At 51.6% G+C, this 13,095-nt stretch carries 14 protein-coding genes; 6 read left to right on the top strand and 8 right to left on the bottom strand.

Annotated elements, in window-relative coordinates:
- The first annotated feature begins 17 nt into the window (after nucleotides 1–17).
- From fliM to fliR, 6 genes are all read left to right on the top strand, one after another.
- A complete protein-coding gene (fliM, locus tag RZA33_RS13565; RefSeq protein ID WP_317508251.1) occupies nucleotides 18–1,073 on the top strand; it encodes a flagellar motor switch protein FliM in 1,056 nt (351 codons plus the stop codon).
- The gene (fliN, locus tag RZA33_RS13560; protein WP_317508250.1) at nucleotides 1,070–1,663 is read left to right on the top strand and encodes a flagellar motor switch protein FliN; all 594 of its coding nucleotides are present in this window, start codon (nucleotides 1,070–1,072) and stop codon (nucleotides 1,661–1,663) included. Before fliM ends, fliN begins: the two co-directional genes overlap by 4 nt.
- Entirely contained in the window at nucleotides 1,660–2,103 is a 444-nt protein-coding gene (fliO, locus tag RZA33_RS13555) for a flagellar biosynthetic protein FliO (RefSeq protein ID WP_317508249.1), read from the top strand. Before fliN ends, fliO begins: the two co-directional genes overlap by 4 nt.
- Before the next feature lie 107 nt (nucleotides 2,104–2,210).
- The gene (gene fliP, locus RZA33_RS13550) at nucleotides 2,211–2,945 is read left to right on the top strand and encodes a flagellar type III secretion system pore protein FliP (RefSeq protein ID WP_416337871.1); all 735 of its coding nucleotides are present in this window, start codon (nucleotides 2,211–2,213) and stop codon (nucleotides 2,943–2,945) included.
- A gap of 62 nt (nucleotides 2,946–3,007) precedes the next feature.
- The gene (gene fliQ / locus RZA33_RS13545) at nucleotides 3,008–3,277 is read left to right on the top strand and encodes a flagellar biosynthesis protein FliQ (protein WP_317508248.1); all 270 of its coding nucleotides are present in this window, start codon (nucleotides 3,008–3,010) and stop codon (nucleotides 3,275–3,277) included.
- A 4-nt stretch (nucleotides 3,278–3,281) separates the two neighbouring features.
- Nucleotides 3,282–4,073, top strand: a complete 792-nt coding sequence (gene fliR / locus RZA33_RS13540; RefSeq protein ID WP_317508247.1) for a flagellar biosynthetic protein FliR — start codon at nucleotides 3,282–3,284, stop codon at nucleotides 4,071–4,073.
- Between the two features lie 73 nt (nucleotides 4,074–4,146).
- On the opposite strand, the gene flgL is transcribed toward fliR, so the two are convergent.
- The 8 genes from flgL to RZA33_RS13500 form a co-directional block, all read right to left on the bottom strand.
- Complete coding sequence (flgL, locus tag RZA33_RS13535) at nucleotides 4,147–5,454, bottom strand: flagellar hook-associated protein FlgL (protein WP_317508246.1); 1,308 nt, start codon at nucleotides 5,452–5,454, stop codon at nucleotides 4,147–4,149.
- Nucleotides 5,455–5,470: 16 nt separating this feature from the next.
- Complete coding sequence (flgK, locus tag RZA33_RS13530) at nucleotides 5,471–7,453, bottom strand: flagellar hook-associated protein FlgK (protein WP_317508245.1); 1,983 nt, start codon at nucleotides 7,451–7,453, stop codon at nucleotides 5,471–5,473.
- A 73-nt stretch (nucleotides 7,454–7,526) separates the two neighbouring features.
- Nucleotides 7,527–8,555: a flagellar assembly peptidoglycan hydrolase FlgJ gene (flgJ, locus tag RZA33_RS13525; protein WP_317508244.1), complete on the bottom strand. Its 1,029-nt coding sequence runs from the start codon at nucleotides 8,553–8,555 to the stop codon at nucleotides 7,527–7,529.
- Nucleotides 8,555–9,685 (bottom strand): flagellar basal body P-ring protein FlgI, encoded by a 1,131-nt coding sequence (locus RZA33_RS13520; protein ID WP_416337869.1) that lies wholly within the window; start codon nucleotides 9,683–9,685, stop codon nucleotides 8,555–8,557. Before RZA33_RS13520 ends, flgJ begins: the two co-directional genes overlap by 1 nt.
- 121 nt (nucleotides 9,686–9,806) lie before the next feature.
- Nucleotides 9,807–10,496 carry a flagellar basal body L-ring protein FlgH gene (locus RZA33_RS13515; protein WP_317508243.1) on the bottom strand — a complete coding sequence of 230 codons (690 nt, stop codon included), beginning with the start codon at nucleotides 10,494–10,496 and terminating at the stop codon, nucleotides 9,807–9,809.
- A 35-nt stretch (nucleotides 10,497–10,531) separates the two neighbouring features.
- A complete protein-coding gene (gene flgG, locus RZA33_RS13510; protein ID WP_317508242.1) occupies nucleotides 10,532–11,314 on the bottom strand; it encodes a flagellar basal-body rod protein FlgG in 783 nt (260 codons plus the stop codon).
- A gap of 48 nt (nucleotides 11,315–11,362) precedes the next feature.
- Complete coding sequence (gene flgF, locus RZA33_RS13505) at nucleotides 11,363–12,121, bottom strand: flagellar basal-body rod protein FlgF (RefSeq protein WP_317508241.1); 759 nt, start codon at nucleotides 12,119–12,121, stop codon at nucleotides 11,363–11,365.
- Between the two features lie 31 nt (nucleotides 12,122–12,152).
- Nucleotides 12,153–12,968, bottom strand: coding sequence for a flagellar hook-basal body complex protein (locus tag RZA33_RS13500; protein ID WP_317508356.1), 816 nt, complete (start codon nucleotides 12,966–12,968; stop codon nucleotides 12,153–12,155).
- Nucleotides 12,969–13,095: the final 127 nt, after the last annotated feature.

Genomic DNA, 13,095 nt, shown 5'->3' with positions numbered 1-13,095 from the left:
GGGAACTGGAGCCGTTCATGTCGCAGGACGATCTACTGTCCCAGGACGAAATTGACGCCCTACTGAAGGGCGTTAGTGGTGACGATGAGCCGTCGGGTTCATCGCAGCAAGAGCCTGCCGAGTCAAAAATCCGGCCTTACGATCCCTCGACTCAGCATCGCGTGATCCGTGAGCGTCTGCATGCACTGGATTTTATTAATGAGCGTTTTGCACGTTACTTCCGTAACGGCCTGTTCAATCTATTACGTCGCAGTGCGGATATCACCGTAGAGTCGGTTCGCTATCAAAGTTTTAGTAATTTTTCACGCAATGTTCCCGTACCCACGAACTTAAACATTGTCTCGATGAAGCCGCTGCGCGGATCAGCACTGGTGGTGTTCCCGCCTAATCTTGTTTTTATGGTGGTTGACAATCTGTTTGGCGGCGACGGCCGCTTTGTAACAAAATCGGATGGTCGCGAGTTTACCAACACCGAACAGCGCATTATTCAGCGGCTGCTCAATCTAGCTATTGATGCTTACCAAGAAGCCTGGAAAGTGGTTCATCCGCTTGAAGTTAGCTTTTTGCGCTCAGAAGTACAGTCAAAATTCGCCAATATCACTAATTCACCTAATGAAATTGTGGTGAACACTAAATTTAATATCGAAGTGGGCAACTTATCTAGCAACTTTCAGATATGTATGCCTTACGCCATGATTGAGCCACTGCGGGACTTGTTGGCGAACCCCATTAACGATAGTAACCACGACCAGGATGGTAGTTGGTCGCGCCGCATGGCGAGCGAACTACAGCAATCGGAAGTCGAATTAGTCGCGGAGTTTGCGCATATACCCAGCCGTATCTCCCATGTGATGGGGTTAAAAAAAGGCGATGTACTGCCTCTCGATATACCCAGCACGATTACCGCAAGTGTCGATGGCGTGCCTGTCATGCAGTGTGAGTACGGTAGCCAACGTCAGCAACACGCCCTGCGTGTGCTACATATGATCGACCATGCTGCTATGAATAACGCATCGTCCAAGGACTTTATTAAAGGTTCTGTGCGACAGAAAGCCAAGGAATCCAAAGCATGACTGATCCCAATAAACCTGATCAGAACGTCTCTGACGACGATTCAGCGGATGCCATGTCTGAGCCAAAAGAGACATCTTCAAGTGCCGACGCTGCCAGCGAAGAGGAAGATCCCTGGGCAGCCGCTATGGCTGAGCAAGAAGAGGCTTCTTCGGGTGCTGATGCCAGTGAAGAGGAAGAAGACCCTTGGGCAGCCGCTATGGCTGAACAGGAGGCCGTTGAAGAAAGCCAGCAAGAAGCTGCCGAGCCCGAGCGTAAGGCACCTGCTGCAAAAGCCGCGAGTGACGAAGTTTTTCGCCCCTTGACTCCGAATAGCGGCAGCTCACAGGCACGCGAACTAGAAATGGTCATGGACATCCCGGTGAAACTCACCGTGGAATTAGGCCGTACTAAGCTAACCATCAAACAATTGCTGGAGTTAGCCCAGGGGTCTGTAATTGAGCTTGAAGGCCTAGCTGGCGAGCCAATGGACATCTTGATTAATGGCTACTTAATAGCTCAAGGGGAAGTCGTTGTTATCGAAGACAAGTATGGTATTCGTATTACTGAAATCATCACGCCTTCTGAACGTATTCACAAACTGAACCGATGAGCGTTGCAACTACATCAACGCAAAATGGCTCGCTTGATGCGCTAGGTAACGGCGGTGAATCGTTAATCGGCATGGCCGTTTTAGGTAAAACGGCGGCCGCATTAGCCTTAGTTATTGCGATCATTTTAATTTGCACTGCGCTGCTAAAACGCTGGGGCAACCTTCGCTCGCCTCATGGAGCCCACTTGCGCGTCGTGGGCAGCACTGCGGTGGGGAATCGTGAACGCATTGTGATTGTCGAGGTGGAAGATACTTGGCTGGTCGTCGGCGTTGGCGGTGGTCGTATTACTAAATTGCACGAGCGCCCAGCGCCAGAGGAACGCTCACCAACCACGGCGCCTCCCTCTTCCTCTCGTTTTGCACAACGCTTATCAAAAGCACTGGCTTCTGGTCGTCGCAGCGACTCATCCGCGCCCTCCGATCCACACCAGACGCCATGAGGCAATGGATGCACTTTTCTTGGCCCTGGTTTTTTAAAGCCTGCTCTTCTTCTATGCACCCTACCGCTTCCAAGGCTTCAAAGAGCGATGGTCAGCGCTGGCTATGGCTGGCGTTGGCGCTGGGCGTTTGTTTTATTTTGGTAGCCGGCCCTGCCCACGCTCAACAGATACCCGGCATTACGACTCGGCCGCTAGAAGACGGTGGTCAGCAGTGGTCACTCTCTCTGCAAACGCTGCTGTTTTTAAGTTCGCTAGCGTTCTTGCCTTCGATGCTGCTGATGATGACGAGTTTTACTCGGATCATCATCGTGCTTAGCCTACTACGTACGGCAATGGGGACCCAGGCAACGCCCCCCAACCAAGTGTTATTAGGCATCGCGCTGTTTTTAACCTTTTTTATTATGTCACCCGTATTGGCGCAAGTTTACGATAATGCCTGGGTACCATTGACTGATGAAACGATTAACTTTGAAGAGTTTTTGCTCCTCGCCCAGGATCCATTTCGCGAATTCATGCTTGCGCAAACCCGCGAACCTGACTTAGCGCTGTTCGCCCGCTTAGCCGAGGTCGGCCCCATGCAAGGTCCGGAAGAGCTACCCATGCGGGTATTGCTGCCTGCTTTTGTTACCAGCGAGCTGAAAACGGCTTTTCAAATAGGCTTCACTATTTTTATTCCGTTTTTGATCATTGACCTTGTCGTGGCTAGCACGCTGATGGCATTGGGGATGATGATGGTGCCCCCCATCACGATTTCATTACCTTTCAAGCTGATGCTATTCATCTTAGTCGACGGCTGGCAGCTGATTATAGGCTCAATGGCCGAAAGCTTTTACATGATATAGCTTTCCATAAGATTGTTTTTATATCAGACCTGCGTCGTTCTAACGCCGCAAAGGAACCGATTATGACACCCGAAATGGTGATGAGCATTGCTTATCAGGGCATGCGAGTAACACTTTTACTTGGCGCCCCTATCCTATTGGCAGCGCTTTTTACCGGCCTTATTATCAGCTTATTTCAAGCGGCGACCCAGATTAATGAAATGACGCTGACGTTTATTCCAAAAATTCTAGCCGTTTTTGCGGTGCTGGTATTTGCTGGCCCCTGGCTGCTTGGACTGATTACCGACTTTACCCACCGGTTATTTACCAACATCCCCAATATGGTGATGTAACGCGATGGTAGAAGTCACTTTCGCGCAGCTACAAGGTTGGCTAGTGGCTTTTTTATGGCCGTTTGCGCGCATCACAGCCTTTATGGCCGCTTCCCCCCTCTGGGGGCACTCGAGTGTACCTAACCAAGCCAAAGTGGGTCTTGCTGCCCTTATTGCCATTGTCATTGCGCCTATTCTACCGGCCATGCCGGATATCGCCATTATGTCCTGGGCGGGGGTCGGCGTTATCATCGAACAAATTCTGATCGGCTTAGCCATGGGCATGGTTATGCACATCATTTTTGCGGTTGTTCAAGCGGCGGGCGATTTTATCGGGCTGCAAATGGGCCTGGCCTTTGCCAGCTTTTTTGATACAGCGAGTGGTACTAATATCATGGTGCTGTCGCGTATCCTCTATATGATCACCCTGCTTATGTTCTTGGCCATGAATGGTCATCTCATGGTGCTGGAAACGCTAATAATGAGTTTCCAGACGTTACCCATTGGTATTGGCACCTTTAACCCTGGCGCTTTTGAGTTGATCGCCCGCTATGCAGGCACGATATTCGCTTCGGGTATGTTATTGGCGTTACCACTGGTCGGTTCCCTGCTGACCATCAACCTGGCACTGGGCATACTTAACCGGTCGGCTCCGCAGCTCACGGTCTTTAATATTGGCTTCCCCACTTCTCTGATTGTGGGGCTGATCTTAATGATGGTACTGATGACCGACCTTAGCCGCTTTCTAGAACGTTTGTTTAGCCAGGGAGTAGCGTTTATGCAGGGGTTAATCGAAACCATGGCGCCCTTAAGCTAAAACCCCCATGCTTCACGAAGAAGCATGGGGATAGCGAGGCATACAAAGTACGACGGTATTTAAATGACAGTAGTTACATGTAGTTAAACAGCGACAAGCCCTTAATATCAACAAACGCCTTTTGAGCCGCTTGAAGACCTACTTGACGTAAGCTGTACTCAGAGATGGCTTCATTGTAATCAAGGTCTACCAAGTCTGACAGGGTCTGCTCGTAGTTCAGCATTCTATTACTACCCACAGCGTCAACCACGTCAAGTTCGTTGAGCCGCGCGCCCGCCGAAGCACGTACCGTTAGAACGTTATCCAGTGCGTTATCCAAATCACGCATAGATGTGTTCAGGGTGTTGCGCAAGTCAGCCTTTTTGGTGGCATCATCAGCAGGGCTTTCCAATACACGAATGGCTTCTTCCATGGTGCGAAAGAGATCTGGCTCGCGCTGCTCGCTACCGGCTTTTGCTACCAGAATTGAATCATTAATTGCTGGCGTTCCCTCAAGATCAATCGACAAACCACCAAACTCTAATGAGACAGAGCCTTCTTCGTTCATACCAGCGGTCCAATTACCTGAAGGTAAAGTATCTCCCGCCGTATCGTTGGAATCCCACGTTGTACCGTTAAATCGTTCAACCTGATACGTAGGATCATCCGCGTCGCCACCAAAACTGACCCGGTAGTCGCTGCCATAATCTTCGTTATTCACATCCCGTATCTGAGGCCCGCGAAATGTCACATTGCCACTATTAAGATCAGAACGGTCAAATTTATCAGTATCTGCGTCAAAGGTGTATTTACCTGACTCAGCTATATAACCCGCACCACTAGGCACGCTTTTAAAGATAGTCTCGCCATTATCATTAACCGGCATCAGCCGCGATGCGTCCACACGCTGTTCGCGTACATTACTGTCGCCCTGATACTCCACGCTGCCATCGACTGACTTAACGAACGGCGGGGCATTATCTTTATAACCACCAAAAAGATAACGACCGTTACCATCGGTGGCATTGGCCTGACCCAACATCGTTTCATAAACGCCTTTAAGCTCGCTGGCGATTGACTCGCGGTCGACGTCGCTCAACGTATCGCTTGATGCCTGGATCAAGAGCGTTTTGGCGCTGGTGACTGCATCACTGACGCTGTTTAAAATGCTTTCCGTTTGCGACAGCGAATTTCGCGCCGAAACCCGTGCATCTGAATACTGCTCGATCACCGCCTTGGCTTGGTCAACGCCAATCGCGCGCGAGGCTGCCTGGGGGTCGTCGGAGGGGTTAACCACGCGCCGGCCGCTAGCAATTTGCTGGCTTATGTTCATCAGGTCGCTTTGCTGGCGATTCATAGACGCCGTGCTTTGCTCGAACATGGTGACAGTACTAATACGCATGACTTAAGCTCCCCAATTAACCGCGCAGGTTCAAGATGGTATCCATCAGCGTTCCTGCGGTGTCGATCACACGCGCATTGGCCTGATAGTACTGTTGGTAACGAATCAAGTTAGCGGCTTCTTCGTCTAAATTAACCCCTGATTCTGACTGTTGTACCGCGCGCAATTGATCGGTCAGCCCTTGGCGCGCGTCCAAATTAACTTCTGTAATGTTGGTACGGTTACCCACGTCGCTGACCATGGATGCATAGGCACCGGTAACCGTCGCGCTAGCACCGACTATTGATTGGGACTGCAGGTTTTGCAACGTCAAAGCGTTACGGTTATCGCCAGAAGAAGCTCCTCCCTGCTCTAACTTTAGCGTTGAGTTGGCAGTGTCTCCAAGGGACAGGCTAATGCCATCGACTGTGATAACATCTCCAGGTTGCATAGCTAGGGCAGTCCCTGGTGTTAATGAATCTTGCACGACCCCTCCGGCATCAAGGGCTCGCTCTTCGCCATTGACGAGTATGGTACTACCGCTGCTAATGTTGCTGATGGTCAAATTTCCACCTGCTAGCTCAAGATTTAACGCAGGGCTTTCAAATGGAAGAGCATTGGCACCATCTACACGAACATCACTCACATTCATATCGCCAGTTTGGTCAATATCAAAAAGACCCGCTGCAATCTTGTCTACATCGGCAATATTAGTATCCATGCCTGCGCCCGCGCGTCGCACCGGCTGGATTTCAAAGCTATCACCTACCTCGACAGGATTGGCACTATTAAACGAAACCGTCACACCACCAAAAGTGATTTCACCCTTACCTGTGCCTGAGTCCCAACCACTTGTGTCAACAAAGTCGGCAGCTTCAGAATCTGTACCACTGAGCACTTCACCGTTGTCGTTACGTGTCACGACGGGAGTAGGACCCGCATCAAACGAGACGGTGTAGTCAGTGGCACGCAGCTTATCAACCATTTCTGGATCAAACTCCACCGACGTTAATAGGTCAGGGTCGCTATTGCCTTTATGACCATAACCTTGCGGAGAGCGGATCGTGAAGAAATTTTCACCTTGGTCACCGTTAAGGTCCACCCCTTGCTTATGCTGCTCATTGAAAGCAGTCGAGAGAGACACGGCTAGCTGGCCGATCTGATTTTGCGTCTTATCCAGGGTTTCTGAACGGAAGGTCATCAATCCGCCCAATGCCCCGCCCGTTATTGTCGACTCGTCTAGTTGAACCTCGTTGTTACCGCCGTCGATATAGGCGACAACGGTACGCTGGGGATCATTATCAGACTGTACAGCTTTTAGTTGGAACGAGTTGGTGCCTGTCACCAGCGGCTGGCCATTGGGCAGGCTAACGTTGTATGTTTTGCCATCCTGAATATTCAGGCGCAGGTCCATACGCTCGTTAAGTTGGGAAATCATGTGGTCGCGTTGATTCAACAAGCTATTGGGGGCTTCACCTGTACGCGCTCTGGCCAGCGCAATTTCTTTATTTAAGCCCGCGATCTGCTCGGTCGTATTATTAATTTGCGTCACTTCATCTTTAATTTGGCCATTAATATTGCCCTGCATATCTTGCAGGTAGCCATCAAAAGAGCGGAACTGCGAACTCAGCGTATTGGCTTGACCCAGTACGCCCTGGCGAGCCGCCGGGTCAGAGGGTGAGGCCGCCAGATCTTCTAGCGATGAGAAAAATCCCTGCATCAGTGGCGCCAGACCCGCCGCACGATCTGCGAGTAGATTATCAATTTGGGTAACTTGGCTGTAATAAGTATCCAAAGCGCTCGATTGTGTTTTAGCACTATTTAGCTGATCGGCCACATAGGTATTAAATTGCCGCTCAATATTATTGACCTTGACCCCGCCGCTCGCACGCCCCTCACCTAGCTGCGGTAGCTCACGGTTATAGCCAGGTGTGTAGACATTACTGATATTATTGCTGCTGGTATTAAGGGCATTCTGCGCGGCATTGAGGCCGCTTAAGCCGATCGAAAACATGCTCATGGTTCAATTCCTTAGGCCATTACCTATCTATGTTATAAGTATCGGCACTGCGCAGAAAAACTTGAGAAAAGGGCTAGCGAGAATCCGCCAGGAAATCGCCACCAGCGTTGAGCGGCCCAATACTGTTCATTACCGCTACCAATTTGTCCGCATAGAGAGGATCCGTGGCATAGCCACCACGCTGCAGCTCGCGCGCGGCGTGCTCAGCAGTTGGCGCATCTACCACACCGGCATAGCGCGGGTTATTTCCGATTAAGCTGGCATAGTCGGTAAATGCATGCTCATACGAATCGTAAACACGGAACGAATCGACTACCTGCGTTCGACGCCCGTCAATGTATTCGTGGGTCACGATATCAGTTGTTTCGCCCTGCCACTGGCTGCCGGCTTTAATGCCAAACAGGTTATGACTATTAGCACCGCTGCGAGTTGCGATTTCATGGCGCCCCCAGCCTGTTTCAAGCGCCGCCTGAGCCAAAATAAGTTCAGCAGGCACTCCAGTGGTCGCACTGGCCGCCTTCGCGGGAGATGCTAATGTTTGCATAAACTGGTCGACGTGGGGCGGCTGATTACCCACGGGGCGCTTTGTCTCCGGCTGTGCAGGCGCTGCTTCCGGTCTTTGGTCTTGGCGCACAGCCGCTAGCTCTGTCAAGAAGCGACTTTCCGAAGCTGACTCGGGAACGGGTCCATCCCCAGGGTTCAGAGGGCTATCCAAGATGCGCGGCGTGCCTCGCGGAATGCCCGCGATTAACGCCTGCGTCTGTTGGTCGGCAGAGGGCGCACCGTCACTATTGGAAATCGCCCCTTCCCGTTTGAGTTGCTCAATCAAAACATCCGCGAGCCCCACGCCTTTGGACGAAATGACCTGCGACCACTGCTGGTCCAACATCTGTTGGTAGGTATCCGTCGCGCTGCTGTTCATCAATCCGGATGTCGGGATTGCATCGCGCATACTTTTCATCATCATCTGCACAAAGAGCGCTTCAAACTGCTGGGCTGCGCCATTTACACCCGCTTCCGGGTCGACTCTTGCCGTGTGTTGCAGCCGCTGAAAGCCTTGCACATCAAGCGCGAATTGATTGCTCATATCCGTCGCATTCATTAGATGACCTCCAGCTCGGCGCGCAGCGAACCCGACGCTTTTAACGCTTCCAAAATTGACATCAAGTCTTGAGGGGTGGCACCTAATGCATTTAACGCATTGACCACTTCGTTAAGCTGCGCGCCCTCAACAATCTGCAGGTAAGCTTCCTGCTGCTCAATATCAATATCCGTGTCAGGTACTACTACTGTCTCGCCCTCCCCAAAGGGACTAGGCTGGCTAACGCCGAACTGCGTATCAATCATGATCGATAAGCTACCGTGGGCTACCGCCGCCTCTCGCAGGGTGACCGCGCTGTTCATTACGACTGAGCCAGTACGAGAGTTCATCACAACGCGTGCAGGTGCTTGCGTGGGCGTCACCTGAACGTTTTCGACCCGGGCCATAAAGTTGACCCTTGCGTTGTCATCGGCAGGACCATCAAGGGCGATTACCCGACCATTGCGTGCGTAGGCAACCGACTGGCCAAACTCATTGTTAATCGCCGTTACCATTCGCTGGACGGTGCCAAAATCGGAATCGTTGAGCTGTAGTTCTAATATGCCGCCGTTGCCGCCCAAATTAAGCGGTACTTCTTTTTCGACCAGGGCGCCGTTGGGAATCCGCCCCGATGCCTGCTGGTTAATCTGAACGCTACTACCACCGGCTTGGGCGCCCGCCCCACCTACTAGCATATTGCCTTGGGCAATCGCATAGGTATCCCCATCGGCACCTTTTAAAGGTGTCATAAGCAGCGTACCACCGCGCAAACTGCGCGCATTGGCAATCGACGAAACCACGATATCTAAACGCTGGCCTGGCTGGGAGAACGGCGGCAAGTTAGCCGTCACCATCACCGCTGCTACATTGCGTAATTGTAAATTTGTGCCTGCAGGAACGGTCACTCCAAGCTGGGAGAGCATGTTGGTCAGACTTTGGCTAGTGAAAGGTGCTTGGGTCGTTTGGTCACCGGTGCTATCCAAACCTACGACTAAACCATAGCCCACTAGTTGGTTATCACGGACACCTGCAAAGCTCGAAAGCTCGCGGACACTCTCCGCCCGGGCAGGGAATGCCAATGCGCACACCAGCAATAAAACACCCAGCTGAATCACTCCAGCGCGGAGTACTCGATAGTTATTTATCCACAACTTACTGATCCTCACGTTACTTGCCGACATCACTATTGCCCGCCGTCGCTCTCTTGTTGAACGACTTGTTATCAAGGGGTTTTGGCCACTATCGAGGCTGTCATTGGTCGCTCGCATAGCGCTAGAACGGCGAGATATTTAAGAAGAAACGTTGTAACCAACCCATGTGTTGCGCTTCATTGATATAGCCGTCCCCCACATACTCTATACGCGCATCCGCCACCTGGGTGGAAGGCACGGTATTTTGCGCGGTAATCGTGCGCGGATTAACCACTCCGGAAAAACGAATGAATTCCGTCCCCTGATTGATGGCAATTTGCTTCTCACCACGCACGCGTAAATTGCCGTTGTTCATGACTTCTAATACCGAGACCGTGATGGTTCCGGTAAAGGAATTATTGGCCTGGGAACCACCACTGCCGGTAAAGTCGTTCGCACCAGAAAGATCAAAGCCATATTCTGCAAGCGTGTCGAGTGCATCTGGGAGCTGGGTCAAGTCAAGGCTGGCGCTACCGCTACGCCCTGCATTGGATTGCGAATTTTTGCTCGCACTGACTTCCTCATCCAGCACAATCGTTAAGATATCGCCCATGGCACGCGGACGGCGGTCTTCAAAAAGCGGCTGATAGCCTTGTCTTGCCTGATAAATAGAGCCATTGGGAATAGGCGGAGGGCGATCCGCGATGCTGATCTGCTCTTGCTCCCCCACCACAGAAGCCCGCGGAATTTGCGCACAGCCGGCAACCATCAGTATTAAGAGCGCCAAGCCAGCTAGTGCAATACGACGTAACATTGGGTGCAACTCCAGCATGACGCAACCTGTTAGTAAACTATATTGGAAAACCGTTACAGCTGGCTCAACCGCGCCAACATTTCATCACTGGTAGAGACCGCTTTACTATTAATTTCATAGGCGCGCTGGGTCTGGATCATATTGACCATTTCCTCAACCACATTGACGTTGGAGGTTTCCACGTAGCCTTGGAACAACCGTCCGGCGCCATTCATACCGGGCATGTTTTCGTTAGGCGCACCTGAAGCCCCCGTCTCTAGATAGAGGTTGCCACCCACACTCTGTAAGCCGGCTGGGTTAATAAAGGTGCTGACGGTTATCTGCCCCACCTCATTATCAATCGCGACGCCGGGTTGGCGAACGCTTACCGTGCCGTCTTCGCCGACGTTCACCGACAAAGCGTTCTCAGGCAAAAAAATCGCGGGTTCAACCGGATAGCCATTGGCAGTCACCATCTGGCCATTTTCATTTAGCTGAAAGCTGCCGTCACGGGTGTAAGCCGTCGTACCGTCTGGCATCAGTACCTGAAAGAATCCTTCGCCATTGATCGCCAGATCGCGTGAATTTTCAGTCTGTTCTAATCCGCCTTGGGTATGCAGGCGTTCAGTGGCGACAGCGCGCACGCCGGTACCAATCTGCATACCGGAGGGTAGGCGGTCCTGAATATTATTCTGAGCGCCTGGCTGACGCATGTTCTGATACAACAAGTCTTCAAACACAGGGCGTGAGCGCTTGAAACCATTAGTGCTCACGTTGGCTAGGTTATTTGAAATTACATCGAGCTTGGTTTGCTGAGATTCCAAACCCGTTTTAGCAGTCCACAAGGACTTAATCATATTTGCTCCCTTGACCGACTGACTTACATCAGCGCTGAATGGCCAACATCAACCTTGGATAGATAGGATACCGTTGGCGCGCTGAGCATTTTCGTCAGCGGTACTCAGTACCTTCATTTGCATATCGTAGCGACGGGCCACATCAATCATGGAAACCATGGCATCAATGGCGCTGACGTTACTGCCTTCCAATGCACCACTCACCAGCTTGGCATCTTCATCAGCGGGCAAGGCCCCAGGCTCGCCTTCCTCATTAGGTGGCGCACGAAACAGACCGTCTTCACCACGCGATAGCGCTCCCTCGTCAGGTGTCACCAGCTTAATACGACCAACTTCGACCAGCGCTTCAGGGCCCACGCCTTCAGGAATAGCACTAATCGTACCGTCAGCACCGATGGAGACTTGTGCGCCCTGAGGCACAGCAATGGGACCGCCTTCGCCCATTACGGGACGCCCGACGTTGAGCAGAACGCCATCGCTGTCGATCTGCAAATCGCCCCGCCGCGTGTAAGTTTCGGTACCGTCACCCGCCTGGACCGCCATCCACGCGTCGCCCTGCATCGCGACATCAAGGGTGCGCCCCGTATACTCAACGGGGCCCTGGGAAAAATCGCTACCCGGCGTCGTCGTCACCGCTGAGGTACGCGTTGCCAGTAACGCTTCGCCCTGCACGGGCACGGAACGAGCGGCCTGTAGCTGGGCGCGAAAACCAGTCGTGGTGACATTCGATAGGTTATTACTCACCACCGACTGCTGATCCATACTGTTTTTGGCGCCACTCATGGCGGTATAGAGCATTCGATCCACGGTACTTACTCCTTACTCAAATGACCGATTATTAAAGGTTAATAATGGTCTGCAGGAGCTCGTCCTGGGTACTGATGGTTTGTGAATTGGCCTGGTAGGCGCGTTGAGCGATAATCATATCGACTAGTTCGCTAGCCATGTCGACGTTGGAAGTCTCAATAGCACTTGCCTCAATCAGGCCGCGCTGACCAGTGCCGGGAGCGCCCACCAGCTCTTGACCGGAGGCACCGGTAGCAGTCCATAGGTTATCACCTGCAGGGCTTAGCCCTTCGGGGTTGCGGAAGCTCACCATCGCGATTTGGCCAGCAGCGCGTGACTCTTCGTTGGAATAGTTACGCATTACCGTGCCGTCGTCTTCGATGGTTATACCTACTAGAGAGCCAGAGGTGTAGCCGTTTTGGCTCACATCATTAACCGTCGAACTAGCAGCATATTGTGAAGATTCATTGCTAATAGAGAAGCCAAACTGAAGTGGCTCAAACAAACCGTCAGCATCGGCGAACTCATCAGTGGCAAAAGAAACTAGATTCTCTCCGTCCACATCTGTCACTAAATCATTGGCATCGTCTAGAGTAAGGTTTGTAAAGCGACCACTCTTGTCAAACGACAAAGTGCCTAAATCTCCTTCATATGTACCGGCACCATCAGGCCCGCCACTCATACGAGCATGAACTTTCCAAGTATTGCTTGAAATGACATTTCCCTCAGCGTCAGTTTCAATGTCGCCAGCACCATCTAATGATGGTTGACGCTGAAAATATAGACTCAAGTTCCTAGCATTGCCCTGAGAATCATAAATAGATGCATTTGTCGAATAATTATAAGTGGTTGAATCTCCAGCATCTATCTCAACAGGGTCAAAACCTGTTGCGCTAGGTGTAACAATAGGAGGCTCGTTAAGTGATTACCCAAAAGTAATCGAATATTCGTGACCGTAGCCCCTACACACTTTGTTGACCGCTTCACAGAGCCTG

The sequence above is a fragment of the Halovibrio sp. HP20-59 genome (genome assembly GCF_033052795.2).
Lineage (GTDB): Bacteria > Pseudomonadota > Gammaproteobacteria > Pseudomonadales > Halomonadaceae > Vreelandella.
Note: the sequence above shows the minus strand (reverse complement) of the source record. Positions and strands in the feature narration are given on the sequence as shown.